This window comes from Micromonospora sp. 067-2 (assembly GCF_046549295.1).
GTDB lineage: Bacteria > Actinomycetota > Actinomycetes > Mycobacteriales > Micromonosporaceae > Micromonospora.
The window spans coordinates 129,785-153,782 of sequence record NZ_JAJPWB010000008.1 but is presented as its reverse complement, the minus strand read 5'-3'; the positions used below and the strand labels follow the sequence as shown (position 1 = coordinate 153,782).

Below are 23,998 nucleotides of genomic sequence, written 5' to 3'. Positions count from 1 at the left end.
CCGACCCACCACGGGTGGCCCAACCCCGGGCAGCTCACCCGGTCGGCACCACGACCTCGACCCGCTGCACCAGGTTGTTGGCGAAGCCGCCACGATTCCACGGCTGGTCGACCGGCTGGGTCCGCCCGGACGCGTCGGTCGCCCGCGCGCCGAGCACGTACCGGCCCGGCGTCGCGGTCCACTCGTGCCGCCACCGCCGCCAGGCGAAGTCCCCGCCGCCGGCCGGGTCCAGCTCGGCCGGTGCCCAACTCGCCCCGCCGTCGGTGGTCACCTCCACGGTGGTCACCGGCGCGTGCCCCGACCAGGCCCGACCGTCCAGCGTGCACGGTCCCGGCCGCAGCACCCGGCGGCGGGACATGAAGTCCGGAAAGCCGGGTGGACGAACCAGGGCACGCGGCTCGATCCTGGTGACCGGCACGCCCGGGTCGTCGGCGTCGCGGCGCAGCCGGTAGGCCACCGCGTTCTGGTAGCCCTCGAACGGCGCGGTCCGGACGTCCACCGAGTGGACCCACTTCACGTGCGCCATGCCGTACCAGCCCGGCACGATCAGCCGCAGCGGCGCGCCGTGCTGCGGCAACAGGGGAGCGCCGTTCATCTCGTACGCCAGCAGCACCTCCTCGCGCAGCGCGTCGGCGACCGGCAGGGCCCGTTGGTAGTCCTGCTCCACCCCGCGCTCGACGCCGTGATCCGCGCCGGTGAACACGACGTCGACAGCGTCCTGCCCGAGGCCCGCCTCACGCAGCAGCGGTGCCAGCGGAGTGCCGGTCCACTCGGCGTTGCCGACCGCCTCGACCAGCCAGGGCTGGCTGACCGGCCGGGGCTGCAGCAGGGCGCGCCCGTTGCCCGCGCACTCCAGGGTGACCTGGTGGGTGACGCGGCGCCGCTCCCACAGCTCGGCCAGGGTGACGGTCAGCGGTCGGTCCACGGCGCCGCCGACGGTCAGCGCGTGTGTGGTCGGGTCCAGCTCCGGAATGTCGTAGTGGATGAGCAGGTAGTGCAGCCCTGCCGGGGTGACGTCGTAGCGCAGCGCCTCCAGCGGAATGCCGTGGTTGCGGGCGGCGAGCTGCAACTCCTCGGCGCTGATCGCCTCGTCCGGCTCGGCCAGCCGGGACGGGCCACTCACCTCGGCCACCGTCGGCGCACCGACGGCACCGGTGTCCAGCAACCGGTCATCGACAGTGGTCACGCGGCCTCCCCCGATCGCAACGGCGGCGTCACGCCGTACGCGGCCCAGCCTAGGCCCTCTGTCGCGGCCCGAAGATTGCCGGTGGACCGCTCCCCCCTGGTCGGCCGCCGCTGCCGACCCGCAGATAGCAGATCATCGACAACGTCGGTCGTCGTCCACAGGACCGCCGGTCATCCACAGCTCCGCCGCTCGGGGTGGTGGGCGGCCCGACCCCGGCCACAGGCTGCCCGCATGAGACCGCCACCCGCCGCGCGCTCCGGCTCGATCCGCCGCACCGTGCTGCTCTGCACCGCCATCCCGTTCGCGCTGACCATCCAGCTCTGCAGCCTCGCGGTGCTGCTGGCGGCGGTGCCCGGCCGTGCGCCGGCGCCGATCGTGCCGGTCGCCGTGGTGGCCCCGGCGGACGCCGGGCCGGGGCGGTTCCGTTGGCCGTTGGATCCCGCACCCCGCCCGGTGCGACGGTTCGACCCGCCGCCGCAGCCCTGGCTGGCCGGACACCGGGGCGTGGACCTGGCCGCCCCGGTCGGGGCGGTGGTCCGCAGCGCCGGGCCGGGCATCGTGCTCTTCGCGGGTCCGGTGGCCGGTCGGCCGGTGGTCACCGTGGGGCACGCCGGTGGGCTGCGGACCACGTACGAGCCGGTGCGCCCAGCCGTACGTCCCGGCCAGCCGGTCGCCGCCGGTGCGCCGCTGGGCGAGCTGATGCCCGGTCATCCAGGGTGCCCGGCCGTGGCCTGCCTGCACTGGGGGCTGCTTCGGGGCTCGGAATACCTCGACCCGCTGGCCCTGCTCGGCATCGGGCCGGTCCGGCTGCTCCCCGTGGACTCCGGTCAGCGCTGGGCCAGCAGCGCCGGCAGCCGCACGGCCAGCCGCTCGTACTCGTCGGCGGTGTTGTAGACCTGACCGGCGAGCCGCAACCACCCCCGCCCGTTCCAGCTCATCACCGCGACCTCGGCGGCGAGCCGCTCGCCGATCCGCGTCTGCAGCGCTTGCGCCGCGTCGATGGTGGTGGCCGTGCCGGCCGGCAGTGGAATGAGGCGCAGGGCAACCCCCGGTCCACCCGGGTCGGGCAGCTGCGCGGGGCGCACCCCCAGCGCGTCGCCCACCACCCGCTGGCCGTACGCGACGAGTGCGGCGTTGTGCGCCCGCACCCGTTCGACGCCCAGGCTGCGCAGCGTGAACAGGCCGGCCGGGGCAGCCAACCAGGACGTGTAGTCGAGAGTGCCCTGCCACTCGACCCGGGCCGGAAAGCCGGCGTCCTGCTCCCAGGAGACCACCAGCGGCTCGAGCCGTTCCCGCCACTGCGCGGCCACCGCCAGCAGGGCGGTTCCGCGCGGGGCGTACGCCCACTTGTGCAGGTTGCCCGCCCAGAAGTCCGCGCCGATGCTGCTCACCGGCGTGGGCAGCATGCCCGGCGCGTGCGCGGCGTCCACCAGGACCGGCACACCGTGTTCGCGGGCCACCCCGACGATGGCTGCGGTCGGGAAGAGCCTGGCGGTCGCCGAGGTGAGCTGATCGACGATGAGCAGCCGGGTCCGCCCCGGGCGTAGACCGGCGCGGATGGTCTGCACAACCTGCTCGTCGGTGGCGGCCAGCGGGACCGGCAGGACCCGGCTGACGGTTCCCGTCCGGCGGCACTCCCGCTGGATGGCGAGGCTGACCGCGCCGTAACTGTGGTCGGTGCTGAGGATCTCGTCGCCGGGTCGCAGACCCAGCGACTGGAGCACCACGGCGACCGCGGTGGTGGTGTTGCCGACCAGGGCGCTGCCGTCCGGGTCGGCGCCCAGGAACCCGGCGAGGTGGCGACGGGTGTGCGCGATCCGGTCGACCAGCCCCTGGGTGAAGAAGCGCAGCGGGTTGGCCTCCATCTCGTCACGCAGCCGCTGCTGGGCCCGCTGCACGCCGATCGGTACCGCGCCGAACGAGCCGTGGTTGAGGTAGCTGACCGCCGGGTCGAGAGAGAAGAGCAGGCGGGCGCCCGGAATCGGCTCGGGAGGCTGCGGGACGCTCACCTGATGATCGTAACCGCCGCGCTCCCGCGCACTCCGGGCCTTGCTCAGGCGCGGGGGTGGGCCTGGCGGTAGGCGGCGCGTAGCCGTTCCACCGATACGTGCGTGTAGATCTGCGTGCTGGCCAGCGACGAATGACCCAGCAGCTCCTGCACGGCGCGCAGGTCCGCACCACCCTCGAGGAGATGCGTGGCGGCGGAGTGGCGCAGCCCGTGCGGGCTGGTCCGGGGCAGACCGACGGCTTCGGCGTATCCGCCGACGATCTGGCGCGCGCTGGTCGGGTTGAGCCGGCCGCCCCGGGCACCGAGCAGCAGGGCGTCCCCCGACCGGGCGCCCGCCAGCGCCGGACGCCCTCGGCGCAACCAGTCGTCCAGCGCACGCTCTGCGGGCAGCCCGTACGGCACCGACCGCTCCCGACCGCCCTTGCCGAACACCCGGACGACCCGGCGGCCGTGATCGATGTCCCCGACGTCCAACCCGCACACCTCGCTGACCCGCGCGCCGGTGGCGTAGAGCAGTTCCAGCAGCACCCGATCGCGCAGCGGCACGGCCACGGCCGAGGTATCTCCTGCCGCACTCGACGTCGGCCCGGCTGGCGGTGGCAGCCGGGCCGGCGCCTCGACCAGGGCGGCGGCCTGGTCGGCGCGCAGAACGGCGGGCAGTTCCCGGTGCGCGCGGGGGCTGGCCAGCGCGGCACCCACGTCGGTGGGGAGCAGCCCGGCCCGGTGCGCCCACGTGCTGAACGCCCGCGCCGACGCGGCCCGCCGCGCCAACGACGTACGGGCGGCACCGGTGGTCCGCTGTCGGGCCAGCCAGCTCCGCAACACCGACAGGTCCAGCTCGGACAGGTCGACGTAGCCCATCCGGACGCCATGGTCGAGCAGCGAGACCAGGTCGGTGACGTACGCCCGGACGGTGTGCGCCGACCGGTTGCGGACCCGGGACAGGTGCTCGGCGAAGTCGTCGACCGCCTCGCGCAGTGCGGGTGGCAGCCCCTGGTGAGCCTCCCGGGTGCTCCGGGCGGGCCGGCTCATCGGCACCCGGGCGGGCGCGTTCCGGTGCGGGACCGCCGATCGGCCCGCGCATATCCACTGACAGCTGGCACGACATCAGCCTACGGCCGAGCATCCTCCACCATGGGCAGCGCCAATCTCGGTGCCGTCGGCGCCGGTGCGGGCGGCGTAGGCGTGGGCACCTCGCCGGTCGGCGAATCCGGTGCCGGTGCGGGGCTCGGGGGCGATCCGCGCTTCGGTTTGGCTGGCGGGGCGAGGGCGTAGCCGTCGTCGCGACGGACCACCAGAGACAGCTCCTCCAGGAGGGACAGCTTCCGAAGGGCCGTCCGCACGTCGACCCCGGCCCGGGCGGCGAGGGAGTCCACGCCGAGCGCGCGCCGACGGGGCAGCGCCTCCAGCAGCGACCGCGCGTCGTCGTCGAGCGCGTCGGCCGGCTGCTGCGGCCCTCGGACCAGCGGTGCCAGGTCCGCCCCGATCCGGCCCACCTCCTCGAGCACGTGCCCCACCCCGGTGACGAGCCGTGCCCTGGGGAACTCGCGGAGCAGCTCGTGCGCGCCGACGGACATCGCCGAGGTCACCGGCCCGGGCACCACCATGGCCACCCGGCTGGTGTGGATGGCTCGCCGAGCGGTCTGCGTCGCACCGCTGCGTGCCGCCGCCTCCACCACCACGGTGCCCAGGGTGCCGCCGGCGATCACCCGGTTTCGGATCAGGAACCGTGGCCGTAGCGGCTCGGCGCCCGGCGGCCACTCGCTCACCAACAGGCCGGTGTCGGCGATCCGGTCGAAAAGTGCGGTGTTGCCCACCGGGTACGGCCGGTCCAGCCCGCAGGCCAGCACCGCGACGGTCAGCCCGCCCGCGTTGAGGGCACCCCGGTGAGCGGCCGCGTCGATGCCGAACGCGCCACCCGAGACGACCGTCCAGTCCCGCTCGGCCAGGCCGTACCCCAGCTCGGTGGCGACGTGCTGCCCGTAGCCGGTGGCTGCCCGCGCCCCGACGACGGCCACCGAACGCTCCATCGCCTCGCCCAGCGGCCAACCGCCCCGGACCCAGAAGCAGAGCGGTGGGGCCGTCTCGACGTCCACTCGTCTGACGGCGTCCGGTAGGCGCAGCGTGGCCAGGCCGGCCACCCGGGTTGGCCACTCCTCGTCGTCGGGTGTGACCAGCCGGGCGCCGAGACGGTCCGCCCGCTCCAGCGCCTCGGCCGCGACAGCCCGGGCGTCGCCAGCGGCCGAGCGGGCGGCCACGGTGGTGTGCAGCCAGCCGTCCGGGCTGCCGCCGTCGAGCAGCAGGTCCAGCGTTGCCGCCGGCCCCAGCCGTTCCACCAGGTGATGCACCGCGCGGGTGCCCGGCTCGGCCAGCCAGGTCAGCGCGACCCGGGCCAGCCTGCCCTCCTCGTCGGCGCTCACGTCGCCTCTCCTGTCCGTAGTTGGATCGCCTCCCGGACGTCCTCCCGGTCCGGCCGGTCCCGGCCGTCCAGATCCGCGATCGTCCAGGCCATCCGGGTCACCCGGTCGAAGCCGCGCGCGGACAGCGAGCCGGAGTCGAGCCGTCCGCGCAGCTCGGCGGTGTCCCGAGCGGGCAGCCGCCAGGGCGGTCGGCGCAGATGCGGGCCGTCCACCTCTGCGTTGAGCCGCCGCCCGAGGCTGGCCCAGCGGGTGGAGGCCGCCTGCCGGGCCACCGACACCCGTGCGGCGACCGTGGCCGAGGACTCCGCGTCGCCCTCGGAGGCCATCAGCTCCGCTGCGCGCACCGGCATCAGCCGCACCTGGACGTCGATCCGGTCGAGCAGCGGCCCGGAGAGCCGACCCAGGTAGCGGCGGCGGGCCTGCGGGCTGCACTCGCAGTGCACGTCGCCGGAGGGCTTCGCACACGGGCAGGGATTGGCGGCCAACACCAGCTGCGTCCGGGCCGGGTACTCGGTGGCGCCCCCGCTGCGGGCCAGTTGGACGCGGCCGTTCTCCAGTGGCTGGCGCAGCGCCTCCAGCGCGCCCTTGCTGAACTCCGGTGCCTCGTCCAGGAAGAGGACTCCCCGGTGGGCCAGGGAAACCGCGCCGGGCCGGGCCAGCCCCGAACCGCCACCGACCAGCGACGGCACGGTCGCCGTGTGGTGCGGTGCCTGCAGCGGCGGGCGGCGCAGCAGCCGGCCGCCCGGTGCAAGCAGCCCGGCGACCGAGTGCAGCGCGGTGACCTCCAGCGCCGCGTCGTCGTCCAACTCGGGCAGGATCGACGGCAGCCGTTCGGCCAGCATCGTCTTGCCGGCGCCCGGCGGGCCGAGCAGCGCGATGTGGTGGCCGCCGGCTGCCGCCACCTCCAGCGCCCGCCGTCCGAGCTGCTGCCCGGCGACCTCGGACAGGTCCGGGCCGCTGGTGGCCGTCGCCGGGACCTCCGCAGGGGGTTCGATCAGCGGGCTACCGTCCCGGACGAAGGCGACCAGCCGGTGCAGGGTGTCCACCGCCCGCACCCGTACCCCCGGGATGACGGCGGCCTCGGCGGCGTTGCCGGCGGGGACGATCACCCGATCGATGCCCTCGCGGGCGGCGGCGGCCACCATCGGCAGCACCCCGCGCACCGGCCGGACCGTTCCGTCCAGGCCCAACTCGCCGAGGACGACCACTCCCTCCAGGGGGAGCAACGGCAGCTCACCCGACCCGCCCAGCAGCGCCGCCGCGATGGCCAGGTCGAATGCCGAGCCGAACTTCGGCAGCGTCGCCGGCAGCAGGTTCAGCGTGATCCGCCGGTTCGGCCAGCGCTGGCCGGAGTTGACGACGGCGGCCCGGACCCGGTCCCGGGCCTCGTGCAGGGCCGTGTCCGGCAGCCCGGAGATCACCACTGCTGGCAGGCCGGCGGCCAGGTCTGCCTCCACCTCGACCAGGTGACCGGTGACTCCGACCAGCCCCACACAGAGCACCTTCGCGTAACTCACGGCGCGTCACCGCCGGCCCGACCGCCTGGTACGCGCATCTCAGAACGCACCCTTGAGGTGGTCGACCTGCGCCGGGCCGGCGTCGGGCAGCCGTACCGAGAGCACGTCGAACCGCACCTCGTCGGCGGTCGTCCCGGTCTCGGCCAGCCAGCGGGCGGCGAGCCCGCGCAGCCGGCGGGCCTTGGTCGGCACGACCGCCTCGGCCGGGGTGCCGAAGCTGTCGCCCCGTCGGGTCTTCACCTCGCAGAAGGCGAGCACCGGCCCGTCCCAGGCGATGATGTCGATCTCCCCGTCGGGGCAGCGCCAGTTTCGGGCGACGGGCCGCAGCCCTGCCTCGGTCAGGTGCCGGGTGGCGCACCGCTCGCCGTACGCGCCGACCGCCTGGTTCCGCTTCGTCATGGCCGGCACGGTGCCCGCCGGGGGACGCCCACCGCGACCCCGGCCGCGGCCCGCTGTGGACGACGGGCATCCTGTGGACGACCGAATGATCAAGCTCGCCGTGTGCTAGTCACGCGGACCGTAGCGTGCGAACAGGCCACGCCCGGGTGGGCACTCTCCCGCTCATGATCATGATTCTCGGGCATCGACCGTGAGGCTGCGGCGATGACCGACGACGACGGGCGTGCCGACCGGGTCGGGGCGGCCCTGGCCGGACGCGACCCCACCGTGCTGTGTCGGCTCTCCGCCGGCTTTGCGGAGATCGGGGATGCTCAGCACCTGCCGGGCTACTGCGTACTGATCACCGACGACCCGACCGCGGATCGGCTGACCGACCTGCCGCGGGACCAGCGCCTGGCGTTCCTCGCCGACATGGACCTGCTCGGGGCGGCGGTGGCCCGGGTCTGCGCCCGTCGGGACCCGGCGTTCCGGCGGGTCAACTACGAGATCCTCGGCGACCTGGACCCGTACCTGCACGCTCACGTCCGGCCGCGCTACGAGTGGGAGCCGGCGGCGATCCGACGGGCGCCGCTCTACGCGTACCCCGATCAGGTGCGGCGGGATCCGGCGGACGCCCTCGGTCCGCAGCACGACGAGCTGCGCGCCCACCTCGTCGCGGAGCTGGATGCGCCCAGCGGCGGCCCGCCGACGAGCTGAGCCCCGCGACAACCGGCGTCGCTGCGCCACCCACGGCGCGGCCTGCCTGCGCGCCGTCGTGTGCTGTCGAGGTTGAGCAGCGGCGGGGCTCGGATGGCGCGGGCGCAGCCGGTCGCATACGGTGCCGGACGTGGACGGACGACGGAGCTTTCCGGAAGATCAGGAACCGCGCTGGTATCCCGACGAGCGGGGTCGCGGCTATGGCGAGTCGGAGTGGCGTGGCACGGGCGAGCCGAGGTACCGGGACGGCGAGGTTCCCGAGCAGCGCGGCGCCGAGGACGGTCGCTACGGCGAGGACACCGGCGCCGGCCGCCGCCGTGAGTCGGCCCCGCCCGGTAGGACCGGCACCGAGCTGATGCCGCCCGAGGGCGATTCCGGCCGGTTTGCGGCGGTGCCCGATCGGCTCGCCGAGCCCGGCTCCGGGCGCTTCGGCGCGGTGGACGGCGGTCGCTTCGGCACCCCGGAACCGGACTCTGATCGCTTCGGCACCCGGGAGCCGGACTCCGGGCGGTTCGGGGCCATTGACGCCCAGGGTGGCCGATTCGGCGCGGCGGAGCCCGACTCGACGCGCTTTGGCCCGGTCGACCCGTTGGGTGCGGCCCAGTCGGACGCCGACGGTTACCGAGGGGCCCGCTCTCGGCGGGCGGACCGTGACCCCTCCGAGGTCTCCGGTGAGCTGCCCGGTCGTCGGGCCGCCCGGGACGCGGTGTCGGCGGGCTCGCCGCTGACCGCCGACCGGGAGTCGACACCGCAGGCCGCCGGTCGGCGGGAGTCGACCCCCCTGACCGGTGCCCGCGAGGCGATGCCCGCCGGAGACCCCTCGGCGGGGGTGCTGGCCGACCAGGGTCGTCCCGGCCCGTTTGGTGCGTACCCGATCGTCGAGTCCACCCGCGGCGGCGAACAGCCGCACCCGCTGGAGATGCCGACCGGCCCGATGCCGGGGATAGGCCCCCGGGGCGCTGATCTGCCGGCGGGGGAACAGTCGGCGTTCCCGCCCGTGGCCGACGGCGTCTACCGGACCCGCCGTCCGGTGCTGGCCGTGCTCTTCGCCCTGCTGGTGATGGTGTTCGAGGTGCCGGCGTTACGGGTGTTGCTGGCCGGGGCGACCGGCGATCCGCTCTCCGCCGGAAACGTGGTCGTGGGCATTGCGCTGGTCGTCGGGCTGCCGATCTTCGCAACCGGGTTGTACGGGTTGCGGACCGGCGGGCTGGCGCTCTCCGACGGCGGCCGGGGCTGGCTGCGTCCACCGACGGCCTACCTGACCGTTGGCCTGGTGCTCTTCGTCGCCGCCGCGCTGGCCGCCGGCTAGCACCCGCCGTCCACCGGGCTCACTGCCGAGCCGCCGGCCGCCGGCCGCCGCGCCAGGCCGCGCCGCCGGGTCCGACGGCGTTCGCGCGTACCCGGAAGCCAGGGGGTCGGGGAGGCGCGTACACTGGCCAACTGGCGACCGCCTTGCGCGGTCGACCTCGCGCGCCCTCTTCACGAAATCGTCGTGGAGCGACGGCCTCCCTGGTCCCGATCGTGATCGGGAACACCATGGCCGGCGACCAGGCGCCAGGACGCCCGGCCACCGGCCGGGCGTGACAACCAGGGATCTTGAGGAGTACCACCATGGCCGTCGTGACCATGCGTCAGCTGCTGGAGAGCGGTGTCCACTTCGGGCACCAGACCCGGCGCTGGAACCCGAAGATGAAGCGATTCATCATGACGGAGCGCAACGGCATCTACATCATCGACCTGCGCCAGACCCTCGACTACATCGAGAAGGCGTACGAGTTCATCCGTGGCACCGTCGCCGAGGGCGGCAGCATCCTGTTCGTCGGCACCAAGAAGCAGGCTCAGGAGGCCATCTCCGAGCAGGCGACCCGGGTCGGCCAGCCGTACGTCAACCACCGCTGGCTCGGTGGCATGCTGACCAACTTCCAGACCGTGTACAAGCGGCTCCAGCGGATGAAGGAGCTGGAGGGCCTGGGTGACCTCAGCGGCACCGCCGCCGGGTACACCAAGAAGGAGACCCTGCAGCTCTCCCGCGAGAAGATCAAGCTCACCCGCACGCTGGGTGGTCTGCGGGACATGCAGAAGCTGCCGGCCGCGGTCTGGATCGTCGACACCAAGAAGGAGCACATCGCCGTCGACGAGGCCCGCAAGCTGGGCATCCCGGTGATCGCGGTGCTGGACACCAACTGCGACCCGGACGAGGTCGACTTCCCGATCCCGGGTAACGACGACGCGATCCGCTCGGCCGAGCTGCTGACCAGGGTCGTCGCCGCCGCCGTCGCGGACGGTCTGATCGCGCGTTCCGGCCGCCGCCGGGGCTCCGACGAGAAGCCCGAGCCGGGTGTGGCGACCGACGAGCCGCTGACCGAGTGGGAGCGCGAGCTGCTCGAGGAGCCGAAGAAGGCCGACGACTCGGCTGCCCCGGCCGAGCAGCCGGCCGATGCCGCCGTCGAGCAGCCCGCCCCGGCCGTTGCCGCCGTCGAGCAGCCCGCCGCTGCCGACGAGCAGGAGCCGGCGCAGGCCGCCACCGAGCAGCGGGCGGCCGCCACCGCGGAGTGACCGCACCGTCGCTGCCCTGCCGCCGGTTCTTCCGAGCGGTGGGGCAGCGGCGGTACGCCGGGCACGATTCGCCCGGATCCGGGTAACCGGCACCTCTGACCATCCACACGCCGTCTCAACACCGAAGAGAGAGCCATGTCCCAATTCACCGCCGCGGACGTCAAGAAGCTCCGCGACCTCACCGGCGCCGGCATGATGGACAGCAAGAAGGCGCTGACCGAGGCCGAGGGCGACTTCGACAAGGCCACCGAGATCCTGCGCGTCAAGGGCGCCAAGGACGTCGGCAAGCGGGCCGGCCGGACCGCCGCCAACGGCCTGGTGGCCCACTCCGGCAAGGCGCTGCTCGAGGTCAACTGCGAGACCGACTTCGTGGCCAAGACCGAGTCGTTCATCGCCCTGGCCCAGCAGTTGGTCGAGCACGGTGAGCGCTCCGGCGTGAACAGCGCCGAGGAGCTGCTGGCCAGCGAGCTGAACGGCAAGCCGGTCGCCGACCTGATCCAGGAGCAGTCCGCCAAGATCGGTGAGAAGCTGGTCCTCAACCGCTTCGCCAAGCTGGACGGCACCACCGCCGTCTACCTGCACCGCAAGGCCCAGGACCTCCCTCCGGCGGTCGGCGTGCTGGTGCAGTACTCCGGCAAGGCGGACGAGGCCGGTGACGCCGACGCTCGTGGCGTCGCCATGCAGATCGCCGCGATGCGGCCGAAGTACGTCACCCGTGACGAGGTGCCGGCCGAGGTCGTCGAGTCCGAGCGGCGTATCGCCGAGCAGACCGCCCGCGAGGAGAACAAGCCCGAGGCGGCGCTGTCGAAGATCGTCGACGGCCGGGTGAACGCCTTCTTCAAGGACTACGTCCTGATCGACCAGGCGTCCGTGGCCGACAACAAGAAGTCGGTGAAGCAGGTGCTGGCCGAGGCCGGTATCGAGGTCACCCGCTTCGTGCGGTTCGAGGTCGGCCAGGCCTGAGCCGCCACCGGGTGCCGCATGCGCCCGTGGGCAGGAAACGTCGACGAGGAGGCCGCCGGTGTACGTGACAGGCACCGCGGCCTCCTCGTCACATAGGGTCGGCAGCGGCAGGTACGCGGTACGCGGCGCGCGGGGCGTGCGCCTGGGAAAGGGCGGGGCGGATGACGCAGGTTGTGAGTGACCGGACGCTGGCGATGGACGATCCGACGGCGCCGCCGCCCGGTCGGGCCCGCCGGGTGGTGTTGAAGCTTTCCGGTGAGGTGTTCGGCGGTGGCGCCATCGGCGTCGACCCGGACGTCGTCCAGGCCATCGCCCGGCAGATCGCCACCGTGGTCCGCCGCGGCGTGCAGGTCTCCGTGGTGGTCGGGGGCGGAAACTTCTTCCGTGGCGCCGAGCTGCAGAAACGCGGAATGGACCGGGCCCGCGCCGACTACATGGGCATGCTCGGGACCGTGATGAACTGCCTGGCCCTGCAGGACTTCCTGGAGAAGGAAGGCATCGAGACCCGCGTGCAGAGCGCGATCACCATGGCACAGGTCGCCGAGCCGTACATTCCGCTGCGGGCGATCCGGCACCTGGAGAAGGGCCGGGTGGTCATCTTCGGGGCCGGCGCGGGCATGCCGTACTTCTCCACCGACACGGTTGCCGCTCAGCGGGCGCTGGAGATCCGGGCTGACGTGGTGCTGATGAGCAAGAACGGGGTGGACGGTGTCTACACCGCCGATCCTCGGCTCGACCCCACCGCCAGCAAGCTCGACTCGATCACCTTCTCCGAGGTGCTGCGCCGCAACCTGCGGGTCGCCGACGCGGCGGCGTTCAGCCTCTGCATGGAGAACGGCCTGCCGATGCTGGTCTTCGGCGCGCAGGGTGACGACACCATCATCCGCGCGGTAGGTGGCGACAAGATCGGCACCCTGATCACCGCCTGAGTCAGCGTCCCCGTTGCGGGGCGATGACAGAGGCGAGCAGAGCCCACCACGAGCACAGAAGGAGGCGAGGAGACCGGTGATCGACGACACCCTCCTCGAGGCCGAGGAGAAGATGGAGCGTGCGGTCGAGCACGCCAAGGAGGAGTTCGGCGCCATCCGCACCGGTCGCGCCAACGCCGCCATGTTCTCCAAGGTCATCATCGACTACTACGGCACACCCACGCCGCTGACCCAGATGGCGTCCATCGCGGTCCCCGAGCCGCGGATGGCCATCATCAAGCCGTACGACAACTCGCAGATCAATGTCATGGAGAAGGCGATCCGCGACTCGGACCTCGGGGTGAACCCGAACAACGAGGGCAACCAGCTGCGGATCCTGCTCCCGCAGATGACCGAGGAACGCCGCCGCGACATGATCAAGGTCGCTCGGAACAAGGGCGAGGAGGCCAAGGTGGCGATCCGTAACGTCCGCCGCCGTGGCAAGGAGGAGCTGGACCGGATCGTCAAGGACGGCGAAGCCGGCGAGGACGATGGTCGCCGCGCCGAGAAGGAGCTGGACGACCTGACCCAGCGCTACGTGGCCAACGTCGACGACCTGGTCAAGCACAAGGAGACCGAGCTGCTGGAGGTCTGACCTCCGGCCCGGTGTCCGCTGGACGCGCAGTCGACGTGAGGCGCGACCCCCGATCGGGGGTCGCGCCTCACGTCGTTCGTCCTTGCGGGATCCGGACGGTCCGGGTCGTCAGGGTCGCTCCTTGGTACGCGTCTCGCAGTTCGACGCGCACGGCGCTCCGACCGCTGTGCGGCAGGCTGATTCCGCGGCCGAACCGCCCCCGTTCCGTGGAACGCGCCGGCGGGCACCGACGCACCGAGAGCCGAGCACCGTCGGACACGGTGGGTCATCCCCCGTTCGCCCGGCAACTCGGTCGGATAGGCGTCGATGAATCACAGGGGCGGCCCGAGCTGCGGGCCGGTCGGCGGAACTCTGATCGGTGTCGCGTCCGCGCCGCCTGGCGCGCGGGCAGCAGGGCGGGGGCCGCCCTCGTCCACCTCACGGCAGCGGCGGGTGCAGTAGGCTCGGCACGATTCCCGGCCACCGGGCGGTGAACACCGGGAATCGACCGACCGTCGGAGCGGTCAACCGGAGGAACAAAAGTCGCGCATGTAGGGGATGCTTGTGGTTCTGCGTCATGTGGTGGTCCTCGCGCCGCGTCGCGGTGCGTGATGTCCCACCCCGACCCCTACGGCGGCGAGCCTCGCGGCTGGGACCGGCCGGAGCACCCGGTGTCGCTGCCCTGGCCCGAGCCGGAGCTCGAAGCCGGCCAGTGGAGCCGTCGTCCGACGGCCGGCGCCGAGTTGTACGCCGAGCCGCGCACCCGTCCGGCCGCCGACCCCTCGGACTCAGATCCCTATGACGAGCGCGGTCGTCCGGCCCGCGACGACCGGGACCGGCACGACCGGTTCGACGACCGCAACCGGTACGCCGACGACCGCAACCAGCCAGACCGGTACGAGGAGCGCGGCGGTGCCGGACGGCACGACAGCCGCCCTCCCGTCGGCGGCGACGGCTGGCCCGCTCACGTCGGCCCGGAGCGCTACGACGAGCCCGGCCGGTACGACGAGCCCGGCCGCTACGACGAACCCGGCCGGTACGACGGCGATCCGTCGGGCCACGACGACCGCTCTGGTCCGATCCGCGGTGACGACGATGCGGGTTACCCGACCGCCCAGCTCGCGCCGATCGGGGCCGACGTCGGGCCGGACGAGGACCCGGCGACCGGATCGGAGCCTCCGTCCGGCCGGCGGCTGAAGGGCCGACGCCGCGCGAGCGCCGACCGACCGGCCACTCAGCAGGTGGGCACCGGACGCGCCGGCCGTAACCTGCCGGCGGCGATCGGGGTGGGTCTCGGTCTCGGCGCCCTCATCGTGGTGCCGCTGGTGTTCTACCCGTTGGCGTTCCTGCCGGTGATCGCCGCCGCCATCGCGGTCGGCATGTGGGAGATGGCCCGCGCGGTCCGGCGCAGCGGCGCCCACCCGCCGCTGGTGCCGCTGATCGCCGGCGGGGTGCTGACGGTGGGTCTGGCCTGGTTCGCTGGCCCGGACGCACTCAGCCTGGGGCTGCTGGTCACCGTCCTGGGCACGATGATCTGGCGCCTGGGCGACGGCCCGGCCGGCTTCCAGCGGGATCTCACGGCGGCCACCCTGATCGCCGTCTACGTGCCGTTCCTCGGCGGGTTCGCGGCGCTGCTGGCGGCGGCCCCCGACGACGGCCGGCTGCGGATCCTGGCCACGCTGATCGCGGTGGTCCTCTCCGACACCGGCGGGTACGCCGCGGGTGTCTCGTTCGGCCGGCACCCGATGGCCCCCTCGGTGAGCCCGAAGAAGTCCTGGGAGGGCTTCGCCGGCTCGGTCACCGCGGCGGCGCTGGGCAGTGCCCTGCTGCTGTGGTTGATGTTGGACGTGGCGCCCTGGTGGGGTGCGGTGTTCGGGGTGGCTGTCTCGTGCGCGGCGGTCCTCGGTGACCTCGCCGAGTCGATGATCAAGCGTGACCTCGGGGTCAAGGACATGAGCAACCTGTTGCCGGGCCACGGCGGCCTGATGGACCGACTGGACTCGATCCTGTTCGCGGTGCCGACCGCGTACCTGTTGCTGGCGATCTTCGTGCCGATGGTGAAGTGAGGCATGGATCACGCCGGCACGATCGGTCCGACCCGGCGGTCGGTGTCGGTTCGGCACCTCCGGGCAGCTACGTGTCGCCGCAGGCGTGACACACTGGACCAGCCATGACGAGCCTGCCGTTGATCCCCGTAACCTCGGACGCCCCCGCCGCACGCCGGGCCTCCATGCCACCCCAGCACCTCGCCGACCTGGACCTGGCCGGCCGTCAGGCGCTGGTCGCCGGGCTCGGTGAGCCGGCCTTCCGCGCCAAGCAGGTCTCCAACCACTACTTCGGGCGGCTGGTCCGCGACCCGCAGGCGATGACCGACCTGCCGGCGGCGACCCGGGAGCGGCTGGCCGACCAGTTGCTGCCCAAGCTTCTCACTCCGGTGCGCGAGCTGGCGTGCGACGACGGTGCGACCCGCAAGGCGCTCTGGAGGCTGCACGACGGCTCGCTGGTGGAGAGCGTGCTGATGGGCTACCCGGACCGGGTCACCGTCTGCATCTCCAGCCAGGCCGGCTGCGGCATGGCGTGCCCGTTCTGCGCCACCGGCCAGGCCGGGCTGACGCGCAACCTGTCCACCGCCGAGATCGTCGACCAGGCGGTGTACCTGGCCGGGGTGGCGGCCTCCGGCGTCGTCGCGGGCTCGCCGCCGCGACTGTCGCACGTCGTCTTCATGGGCATGGGCGAGCCACTGGCCAACTACTCCCGGGTGATCGCGGCCATCCGCCGCCTGGTCAACCCGGCTCCGGAGGGCCTCGGCCTGTCCCAGCGGCACATCACCGTTTCCACGGTCGGTCTGGTTCCGGCCATCCGCCGACTGGCCAGCGAAGACCTCTCAGTGACCCTTGCGCTGTCGCTGCACGCGCCTGATGATGATCTGCGCGACGAACTCGTGCCGGTCAACCAGCGCTGGAAGGTAGCCGAGGTGCTGGACGCAGCGTGGGACTACGCCGCCCGGACGGGCCGTCGCGTGTCGATCGAGTACGCGATGATCAAGGACGTGAACGACCAGCCGTGGCGAGCCGACCTGCTCGGGCGGCTGCTGGCCGGCAAGTTGGCGCACGTGAACCTCATTCCGCTCAATCCGACGCCGGGCAGTCGCTGGGACGCGAGCTCGAAGCCGGTGGAGCGGGAGTTCGTCCGGCGGTTGCGCGACGCCGGGGTGTCCACCACCGTACGGGACACCCGAGGTCGTGAGATCGACGGCGCGTGTGGCCAACTCGCCGCCGCCGAGGACACCGACACCAACACCGACCTCGCCGGAGAGGCACCGGCGTGACCGGGCGTGGCGAACGAGACCAGGAGACATAGTGGCGAGTCAGGGTCAGCGTTTCCGGCGCAAGGCGCTCCGCCGGGGATACAAGGTCGACGAGGTGGATGCCTTCCTCGACCGGGTCGAGGCGACGCTCGACGGCCGGCAGGTCGGCGCGCCGGTGGCCTCCCAGGAGGTCCACGACGTCGTCTTCCGGGTCCGTTTCAACGGCTACGACGAGTGGCAGGTCGACCTGCACCTGGACCGGGTCGAGCGGCAGTTGGCCGAGCTCGAGGAGCGCAGTTCCGGCGGGCGTGGTGGCGACCCCCGCATGGGTGACCGGATGGGCCCACCGGACCGGCTGGGTCCGCCGATGCGCGACGAGCGGGGCCTGGTTCCGCAGCCCATGCCGCCCCGGCCGATGCCCGCGCAGGCCGGCCCACCCGCCGATCGCTACGGCCGCTACGACGAGCCGACCGGCGCTTTCGCCGGTGGGTACGACGCCCCCCGCGGCGGTTACGAGGGGCAGCGTGGCCCGGGTGGCCCCGGCCCGATGGGTCCCGGCGGCCCGATGGGTGGGCACGGTGCCCCGCCGCGCGGCCTGCCCGCCGGTCCCAGCAGCTACGGCCCTCCGGACGACCAGCGGATGCCCGGTGGCTACGGCCCTCCCGACGATCAGCGGGTGCCTGGCGGTTACGGCCCTCCCGACGATCAGCGCTCGCCCGGCGGCTATCCGCCCGAGGAGCCGCGCTTCGACGGCTTCGAGGCCGGTCGTCACGGTCGCGCCGACATGACCGCCGAGATCCGGATGCCCGAACGGGACCTGCGTGACATGCGCCGTGGCCCGGCGGGTCCGCCCCCGACGCCGCAGCAGGGCATCGGTGGTCCGCCGATGGCCGGCCCGCCGGCCGTGGCCGGTCCGCCGGTCGGGGGCCCGCCGATGGCCGGGCCGCCCGGCAGTGACCTCTACCGGGTCGACCAGATCCGGCGCAGCTTCCAGGTGCGCCGGTTCGGCAGCGGGTACGACCCCGACCAGGTCGACCGCTTCTTCGACACGCTGCTCGGCGGCATGCAGGGCCGCAACCAGATGCCGGTCAATCCGAAGGACCTTGACACCCTCCGGTTCGGCCTGGTGCCCGGTGGCTACTTCGAAGCCGAGGTCGACGCCGCGCTCAAGGACGTGCAGGACATTCTCTTCGGGCGCTGACCCCGACGCGTACGGACGAGGGCCCGTCCCCGGGTGGGGGCGGGCCCTCGGCGTCGTCGTCCGGTCGTCCGGCGGTCGGTCGGGTCAGGAGCGCAGACCGTTGCGGCGCAGCACGGCGTCGCCGATCACGATGATCAGCAGCAGCGCTGCCAGGCCGGTCAACCAGATCTCCTCGACCCTGCCCTCGTGGTTGCCGCCGCAGAACGCCATCACCACCAGCGCCAGCGCGGAGAGCACTGCGCCGATCTGCCCGGCCTTGCGGTGCCCAGGCTTGTGCTGGTCTGGCGACGTTACCGGCTCGCTTCCTGCCACTGTCGGTCCTTCCCTCGCGATCGGATCTCCGGTTAGTCTGGCACGCCTCCTGCCCGGGTCGGCGCGGTGGGGGTTTCCCGGCCGAGGGGCCCTGCCCAGCGGGGCCGGACGGCACTACCGGCGTCGCGGGGCGGCGGTCAGACTCCCTCCGGTAGCGTTTGGCGTACACCTGATTGTCTGTTTGAGGGGGACTGTGCGGTGCGAGTGACCGGAACCGGGCACGCCAGCATGCGGATCGACACGGCCGCGGGCAGCATCCTGTGCGACCCGTGGGTCAATCCGGCCTACTTCGCCTCCTGGTTTCCGTTCCCGGACAATTCCCTGCTCGACTGGGAGAGCCTGGGCAAGGTCGACTACCTGTACGTCTCCCACCTGCACCGGGACCACTTCGACGCGAAGCACCTGCGGCAGTTCGTCTCGAAGGACGCCACGGTCCTGCTCCCCGAATTCCCCACCTCGGAGATGGAGGACGAGTTCCGGGCGCTGGGCTTCACCAACTTCCTCAGGGCGCCCAACGAGCAGGTGGTGGAGCTGGACGGCGGGCTCAAGGTCATGATCCAGGCGTTGACCAGCCCCACCGACGGCCCGATCGGCGACTCCTCACTCTGGGTGGAGTACGACGGGGTGCGACTGCTCAACCAGAACGACGCCCGCCCCACCGACCTGACCGTGTTCGCCGACCTGGGGCACGTGCACGCGCACCTGCTCCAGTTCTCCGGCGCGATCTGGTACCCGATGGTCTACGAGCTGCCGCAGTCGGCGAAGACCGCGTTCGGCAAGCAGAAGCGTGACCGGCAGTTCGACCGGACCTGGCGCTACATCGACGACCTGAAGGCGTCGCACGTCTTCCCGATCGCCGGCCCGCCGTGCTTCCTCGACGACGCGTTGTGGCAGTTCAACGACATCCACGGCGACGAGGGCAACATCTTCCCCGACCAGTCCGTCTTCCAGGAGGAGTACGCCAAGGTCGGGGGCACCAACGGCATCGTGCTGCTGCCGGGAAGCGTCGCCGAGGTCACCACCGAGGGTGCGACGACGACCCATCCGGTGCCGGTCGAGGAGTTCTTCGCGAACAAGGTCGCCCACCTGGAGGAGATGCGCGAGCGGAAGCGCCCGATCATCGAGGCGGAGAAGGCGTCCTGGCGGCACCCCGAGGTCGACGTGCTCGGTGAGATGAAGCGCCGCATCGAGCCGCTGCTCGACGAGTCGATCTACCTGGCCAAGGGTGTCGGGGGGCCGGTCCGCTTCGACCTGGTGGGCTACGACGGCGAGAGTGTCGAATCCATCGTGGTGGACTTCCCTGGCAAGGAGGTCCGGCCGTACGCCGAGGAGAAGGTCCGGTACCGGTTCCGTACCGAGCGGTCCCTGATCGAGCACCTGCTGCACATCGACGAGGTGGACTGGGTCAACTCGCTCTTCCTGTCCTGCCGCTTCTCGGCGGCCCGGATCGGGCAGTACAACGAGTTCGTCTACGCGTTCTTCAAGTGCCTGTCCGAGGAGCGGCTCCAGTACGCCGAGGGCTGGTACGACGAGCACGAGCGGAGCACCGACGCCGAGGACATCACCCTGGGCGACTGGGTGGTGCAGCGGCGCTGCCCGCACCTGAAGGCCGACCTGACCCGGTTCGGCATCGTCGAGGGCGACCAGCTCACCTGCCAGCTGCACGGCTGGCGCTTCGACCTGGCCAGTGGCCGCTGCCTGACCAGCGTGGGCCACAAGGTCCGTGCCCACCGCGTCGACGCCGAGACCCCTGCTCCCGCCGGCGAAGCCGTCATCTGACGAGCGGCCGTGGCGGGGGCGGACGGGCAGGGGGACGGGTACCGGTACGAGCGTGGCCGGGAGAAGGCCCGCGACGCCGCCCGGGTGGAGACGTTCAGCGACGGGGTCTTCGGCGTCGTGTTGACGGTGATGGCCGTCGAGCTACTCCAGAGCGGTCCGGCCCGGGAGGGTGGGCGGGAACTGCCGGATGCCCTCGCCCACGCCTGGCCCTCCTACCTGGCGTTCGTGATCACCTTCGCGATCGCCGGGCAGGTCTGGCTCGCCCACCACAACCTCTGGCGGTACGTCGTCCGGGTCGACCAGATGCTGCTGGTCCTCAACCTGCTCGTGCTGCTCTTCATCGCCACGATCCCGTTCACCGCCGACCTGCTGTCGGACAACCTGCGCGGTGGTGCGACCGAACAGCGGCTCACCGCCGCCCTCTATCTCGGCACCGTGCTCGGTGAGTCGCTCTTCGTCAATCTGAGCTGGTGGTGGGCCCGTCGGCGGGGGCTGCTCAACCCCGCTCTGGATCCCCGGCTGGCCCGGGCGGTCGCACGACGGATTCTGCTGAAGCCCTTCCTCTACCTGCTCGCCTTCGCCGTCGTCTTCGTCGATCCCATCCTCAGCCTCTGCGCGTACCTCCTGTTGGTCGCCTTCTACCTGGTCGGCGGTCCCGGCGACCTTCGGCCGTCCGCGGACCGGTCAGCGGCCTAGGTCGGCGAGGATGCGGCGGGCGGCGTTGTGACCGGCCGCGCCGATCACGCTGCCGGCCGGGTGGCAGCCGGCGCTGCCGGCGTACACCCCGTCGACCCCGGTGGCGTACGGCATCCGGTCGGTGAACGAGACGGTGTTGTCGACGTGGTGGATGTGGCCTCCGGTGATGCCGAAGTGCGTCTCGATGCCCGGCGGCGGCAGTGGCACCGCGTCGGCGATCAGGTCACCGGTGCCGGGGGCGTACCGCTCGACGATCTCGATCAGCCGGTCGACGTAGCCGGGCAGGGCCGCGTCCCAGGTGGTGTCGGCCAGATCGTAGGGGACCGACTGCACGAACAGCGCCGACGAGTGGTGCCCCGCGGCGTCGGAGAGTGACGGGTCGACGGTGGTGTGCAGATACCACTCGATCGTCGGTTCGGCCGGTAGCCGGCCGGCCTGCACGTCCGCCCACATGGCGCGCAGCGCGGTCATCGGCGAGGTGGCCTCGCCGCCGACCAGCGACGCGGAGCCGGGCAGCAGGTGGATGGTCGAACCGAACGGGCTGGGCGCACCGGCCGGCAGACAGGAGAAGTGCGGCAGCCCGGTCAGTGCCAGATTGAGCTTCAGCGTGGTGCCGGGTCGGCGGACCGCCGCCATCCGCTCGCCGAGCGCCGCCGGCAGCGCGCCGTCGGGCAACAGGTCCATCAGCCGGTACGGGTCGCACGCGCCGAGCACCACCCTCGCCGCGACCTGCCGACCGTCGGCGAGCACGACCCCGCTGGCCGCGCCGCCGTCCAGGGTCACGGCGGTCACCGGCGTACCGGTCAGGATCGTCGCGCCGGCGGCGCGGGCGGCGTCGGCGAAGGTGCGCGACACGGTGCCCATCCCGCCCTCGGCGATCATCCAGGTGCCGCCGGAGCCGGGCAGCCGGCACATGTTGTGGACCAGGAAGTTGTGGCCGGTGCCGGGGTCGTCGGGGCCGGCGTTGAGCCCGGAGAGCCCGTCGGTGACGGCGTACATGCTGACCAGCAGCTCGGAGCGGAACTCGAAACGGGCCAGGTAGTCGGCGACCGAACCCTGGACCAGGTCGACGAAGACCTGCCGCAGCGCCGGGCGGACGTGCCGCTCGGCGGTCTCCTGCGCGGTCAGCGGCGCGGCCAGCCAGGCCGGGGCGAGATCCTCGCGCAGCGCGGCCAGTTCGGCCTGCATGGCGTCGTCGGCGGCCACGTCGGCGGGGGAGAAGAACTCGGCGAGTTGAGCGCGGGTGGCGGCCGTGTCACTGCCGAACAGCAGGTACGGCGAGCCGAGGCCGCCCGGTGTGGGCAGGAAGTAGTGCGGGTCGCGGCGTAGCACCGGGATCTGCACGTCGAGCGTGGCGAGCAGCTCCGGTGGCATCAACCCGAGCAGGTACGACCCGGTGGAGTGACGCAGCTCGGGCACCTTCGGGAACGGGTTCTCGGTGCGGGTCGCGCCGCCGATCACGTCGGCGGCCTCCAGCACCAGGACGTCCAGGCCGGCGCGAGCCAGCAGAACGGCGGAGACCAGACCGTTGTGCCCGGCACCAACAATGACGACGTCGGCACGGTTGGGAAGTTTCCTGCTCATGCCGCCGCAGCCTAGCCCCACCGCCAGCCCGGGTCAGCCCCTCAGATCGGGCGGGCGACGCGGGAGGCGCGCCAGCGGGAGAGGGCCAGGGTCGCCGAGTAGCCGGCGAGCACGATGACGTGGAACAGGTAGAGCCACAGCAGCACGGCCACGCCGGCGCCGATGTCGTCGAAGCCGCCGAACGGCACGCCCAGGTTCAGCGGGAACGAGGTGAAGAGCACGAAGCCGTGCAGGAAGCCGGACAGGTTCGCCGCGGTGAACGACCCGATCCCGAGCGTGGAGAGCCAGTCCGGTGACGCAGGCCCGACGACCCGGAACACCCACACGAGGACCGGCGTGAGCACCAGCCAGACCGCCAGGAAGGACAGCACGATTCCCAGCGCCCCGACCCAGCCGCCCTGCCGCACCAGGCGGGTGGTGAGCGGCAGCGCCAGCAGGATCGACAGCAGCAGCGCGGGAGCCGGCGCGAGCAGGGGGAGCAGGAGCAGCCGACCCCGCCAGCCGACCAGGTGCTCGTCGGAGCGCGGCGCGGCCACCGAGACGAACGCCCGCCGCAGGCCCTCGCCGTACAGCGATGCGGGCAGCACCGAGGCCAGCGCCAGCAGCGGCGTCAGCTCCACCCCGGCGTCGACCAGCGCGGCCACCGCCCGGGGTGCACCGATCGCGGTGGGCAGCGCGTCCACGGCGTACGAGGTGAGCCGGCGTACCCGATCGGCCCCGGCGATCAGCGAGGTGAGCCAGATCGCCAGCAGGGCCACCGGCACCACCGCGATCGCGCCGTAGAAGGTGATCGCGGCGGCGTGCAGCGACAGGTCCCGTCCGCGGACAGGCCGGAACGCGGCACTGACGATCCGCTTCGTCCGCTGCCATCCGCTGCCCATGTGCGATCACTTTCCCCGTTGTCCGGTCCGTCACTCATTAAGATCGCCCGCCATGACTGTTGTCACCACCGAACGCCTGATCCTGCGCGACTGGACCGCCGACCCGGCCGACCTGGAGCGGATCTACGACATCTACTCCAACGCCGAGGTCACCCGGTGGCTGAACGCACCGGGGCTGCCGATGACCGATCCCGCTCAGGCCGCCGAGCGGCTGCGATTCTGGCGGGACCGGCACGCCGACGACGACGGCCGGTACGGCACCTGGGCGATCGAGGTGCGCGACACCGGCCAGGTGGCGGGTACAGCGCTCCTCAAACCTCTGCCGGGCCGCGACGAGGCACGGCGTACCTCGGACATCGAGGTGGGCTGGCACCTGCACCCGGATGCGCGGGGCCGGGGCTACGCCACCGAGGCGGGCCGTGCGCTTGTGGCGCGGGAGTTCGCCGCCGGCACGCCGGAGATCTACGCGGTCGTCTCGCCGGCCAACGAGCCGTCGATGGCGGTGTGCCGGCGACTCGGCATGGCCCATGTGGGTCGGCGGACCGACTGGTACGGCGGCGAGGAGCTGGAGACCTTCGTCCTGCCCGCCCCGACCGACTGAACGGCCGCGCCCGCTGAGACGAAGGAAGGCCCCTCCCGACGCCAGTCGTCGGTGAGGGGCCCTTGTCGTTGGGCGGTCGAGCTGCATGCCTACCTGTCAATAGTGACGATGGTCGAACTGTTGACGCCTCCGTAGCACCTCAGTAACATTTGGCCAACGCTATGCAAGATCTCGACAAAGACGTGCCTGCTTCTTTGCATAGTGTCGCAAATTCTCGCGGACCACCACCGATGGCGGCTCTTCCCCCAGGCCGCCGTTCCGCCGACTCACGCTCCACGCCGTGGTCCAGCCACCCGCGGCACCGTCCCCCCAACGACAGGACAGTGATGAGACGAACGAATCTGTTCAGG

Annotated in this window: 22 protein-coding genes; 13 read left to right on the top strand and 9 right to left on the bottom strand. The window is 72.5% G+C overall.

Annotation, left to right across the window (positions count from 1 at the left end; genetic code table 11):
• Positions 1–34 precede the first annotated feature (34 nt).
• On the bottom strand, positions 35–1,186 hold the full coding sequence (locus ACLJN9_RS20435; protein WP_410813059.1) for a sulfite oxidase: 1,152 nt from the start codon (positions 1,184–1,186) through the stop codon (positions 35–37).
• Between the two features lie 231 nt (positions 1,187–1,417).
• On the opposite strand from ACLJN9_RS20435, the gene ACLJN9_RS20430 reads away from it, so the two are divergent.
• Positions 1,418–2,080, top strand: coding sequence for a M23 family metallopeptidase (locus tag ACLJN9_RS20430; protein WP_410813058.1), 663 nt, complete (start codon positions 1,418–1,420; stop codon positions 2,078–2,080).
• On the opposite strand, the gene ACLJN9_RS20425 is transcribed toward ACLJN9_RS20430, so the two are convergent.
• The 5 genes from ACLJN9_RS20425 to ACLJN9_RS20405 all read right to left on the bottom strand — a co-directional run bounded on the left by ACLJN9_RS20425 (position 2,014) and on the right by ACLJN9_RS20405 (position 7,530).
• Positions 2,014–3,195, bottom strand: coding sequence for an aminotransferase class V-fold PLP-dependent enzyme (locus tag ACLJN9_RS20425; RefSeq protein ID WP_410813057.1), 1,182 nt, complete (start codon positions 3,193–3,195; stop codon positions 2,014–2,016). The genes ACLJN9_RS20430 and ACLJN9_RS20425 overlap by 67 nt on opposite strands.
• Before the next feature lie 44 nt (positions 3,196–3,239).
• The gene (locus ACLJN9_RS20420) at positions 3,240–4,226 is read right to left on the bottom strand and encodes a tyrosine recombinase XerC (protein ID WP_410813056.1); all 987 of its coding nucleotides are present in this window, start codon (positions 4,224–4,226) and stop codon (positions 3,240–3,242) included.
• 80 nt (positions 4,227–4,306) lie between these two features.
• On the bottom strand, positions 4,307–5,701 hold the full coding sequence (locus tag ACLJN9_RS20415; protein ID WP_410813317.1) for a DNA-processing protein DprA: 1,395 nt from the start codon (positions 5,699–5,701) through the stop codon (positions 4,307–4,309).
• Positions 5,611–7,131: a YifB family Mg chelatase-like AAA ATPase gene (locus ACLJN9_RS20410; RefSeq protein WP_410813055.1), complete on the bottom strand. Its 1,521-nt coding sequence runs from the start codon at positions 7,129–7,131 to the stop codon at positions 5,611–5,613. Before ACLJN9_RS20410 ends, ACLJN9_RS20415 begins: the two co-directional genes overlap by 91 nt.
• A 39-nt stretch (positions 7,132–7,170) precedes the next feature.
• Positions 7,171–7,530: a YraN family protein gene (locus tag ACLJN9_RS20405; RefSeq protein ID WP_410813054.1), complete on the bottom strand. Its 360-nt coding sequence runs from the start codon at positions 7,528–7,530 to the stop codon at positions 7,171–7,173.
• A 204-nt stretch (positions 7,531–7,734) separates the two neighbouring features.
• Between ACLJN9_RS20405 and ACLJN9_RS20400 the strand changes: the two genes are divergently transcribed.
• The 9 genes from ACLJN9_RS20400 to ACLJN9_RS20360 all read left to right on the top strand — a co-directional run bounded on the left by ACLJN9_RS20400 (position 7,735) and on the right by ACLJN9_RS20360 (position 17,795).
• Positions 7,735–8,226: a diadenosine tetraphosphate hydrolase gene (locus tag ACLJN9_RS20400; RefSeq protein WP_410813053.1), complete on the top strand. Its 492-nt coding sequence runs from the start codon at positions 7,735–7,737 to the stop codon at positions 8,224–8,226.
• A 130-nt stretch (positions 8,227–8,356) separates the two neighbouring features.
• Positions 8,357–9,535, top strand: coding sequence for a hypothetical protein (locus ACLJN9_RS20395; protein WP_410813052.1), 1,179 nt, complete (start codon positions 8,357–8,359; stop codon positions 9,533–9,535).
• Between the two features lie 302 nt (positions 9,536–9,837).
• Positions 9,838–10,782 carry a 30S ribosomal protein S2 gene (rpsB, locus tag ACLJN9_RS20390; RefSeq protein ID WP_410813051.1) on the top strand — a complete coding sequence of 315 codons (945 nt, stop codon included), beginning with the start codon at positions 9,838–9,840 and terminating at the stop codon, positions 10,780–10,782.
• A 135-nt stretch (positions 10,783–10,917) separates the two neighbouring features.
• Entirely contained in the window at positions 10,918–11,745 is an 828-nt protein-coding gene (tsf, locus tag ACLJN9_RS20385; RefSeq protein WP_410813050.1) for a translation elongation factor Ts, read from the top strand.
• A 161-nt stretch (positions 11,746–11,906) separates the two neighbouring features.
• The gene (gene pyrH / locus ACLJN9_RS20380; RefSeq protein ID WP_410813049.1) at positions 11,907–12,674 is read left to right on the top strand and encodes a UMP kinase; all 768 of its coding nucleotides are present in this window, start codon (positions 11,907–11,909) and stop codon (positions 12,672–12,674) included.
• Positions 12,675–12,750: 76 nt separating this feature from the next.
• On the top strand, positions 12,751–13,308 hold the full coding sequence (frr, locus tag ACLJN9_RS20375; protein ID WP_410813048.1) for a ribosome recycling factor: 558 nt from the start codon (positions 12,751–12,753) through the stop codon (positions 13,306–13,308).
• A 590-nt stretch (positions 13,309–13,898) separates the two neighbouring features.
• Complete coding sequence (locus ACLJN9_RS20370) at positions 13,899–15,353, top strand: phosphatidate cytidylyltransferase (protein ID WP_410813047.1); 1,455 nt, start codon at positions 13,899–13,901, stop codon at positions 15,351–15,353.
• A gap of 104 nt (positions 15,354–15,457) precedes the next feature.
• On the top strand, positions 15,458–16,615 hold the full coding sequence (gene rlmN / locus ACLJN9_RS20365; RefSeq protein ID WP_410813046.1) for a 23S rRNA (adenine(2503)-C(2))-methyltransferase RlmN: 1,158 nt from the start codon (positions 15,458–15,460) through the stop codon (positions 16,613–16,615).
• A 31-nt stretch (positions 16,616–16,646) separates the two neighbouring features.
• Positions 16,647–17,795: a DivIVA domain-containing protein gene (locus tag ACLJN9_RS20360; protein WP_410813045.1), complete on the top strand. Its 1,149-nt coding sequence runs from the start codon at positions 16,647–16,649 to the stop codon at positions 17,793–17,795.
• A gap of 84 nt (positions 17,796–17,879) precedes the next feature.
• Here ACLJN9_RS20360 and ACLJN9_RS20355 read toward each other — a convergent pair whose 3' ends face one another.
• Positions 17,880–18,107: a DUF2631 domain-containing protein gene (locus tag ACLJN9_RS20355; RefSeq protein ID WP_410813044.1), complete on the bottom strand. Its 228-nt coding sequence runs from the start codon at positions 18,105–18,107 to the stop codon at positions 17,880–17,882.
• A gap of 198 nt (positions 18,108–18,305) precedes the next feature.
• On the opposite strand from ACLJN9_RS20355, the gene ACLJN9_RS20350 reads away from it, so the two are divergent.
• The gene (locus ACLJN9_RS20350) at positions 18,306–19,886 is read left to right on the top strand and encodes a Rieske 2Fe-2S domain-containing protein (protein WP_410813043.1); all 1,581 of its coding nucleotides are present in this window, start codon (positions 18,306–18,308) and stop codon (positions 19,884–19,886) included.
• A gap of 9 nt (positions 19,887–19,895) precedes the next feature.
• The gene (locus ACLJN9_RS20345) at positions 19,896–20,582 is read left to right on the top strand and encodes a TMEM175 family protein (RefSeq protein ID WP_410813042.1); all 687 of its coding nucleotides are present in this window, start codon (positions 19,896–19,898) and stop codon (positions 20,580–20,582) included.
• Here ACLJN9_RS20345 and ACLJN9_RS20340 read toward each other — a convergent pair.
• Positions 20,571–22,166: a phytoene desaturase family protein gene (locus ACLJN9_RS20340; RefSeq protein WP_410813041.1), complete on the bottom strand. Its 1,596-nt coding sequence runs from the start codon at positions 22,164–22,166 to the stop codon at positions 20,571–20,573. The two genes, ACLJN9_RS20345 and ACLJN9_RS20340, sit on opposite strands and share 12 nt — an antisense overlap.
• 41 nt (positions 22,167–22,207) lie before the next feature.
• The gene (locus tag ACLJN9_RS20335; RefSeq protein ID WP_410813040.1) at positions 22,208–23,047 is read right to left on the bottom strand and encodes a YhjD/YihY/BrkB family envelope integrity protein; all 840 of its coding nucleotides are present in this window, start codon (positions 23,045–23,047) and stop codon (positions 22,208–22,210) included.
• 52 nt (positions 23,048–23,099) lie between these two features.
• Between ACLJN9_RS20335 and ACLJN9_RS20330 the strand changes: the two genes are divergently transcribed.
• Positions 23,100–23,648, top strand: coding sequence for a GNAT family N-acetyltransferase (locus ACLJN9_RS20330; RefSeq protein WP_410813039.1), 549 nt, complete (start codon positions 23,100–23,102; stop codon positions 23,646–23,648).
• The last annotated feature ends 350 nt before the right edge of the window (positions 23,649–23,998 follow it).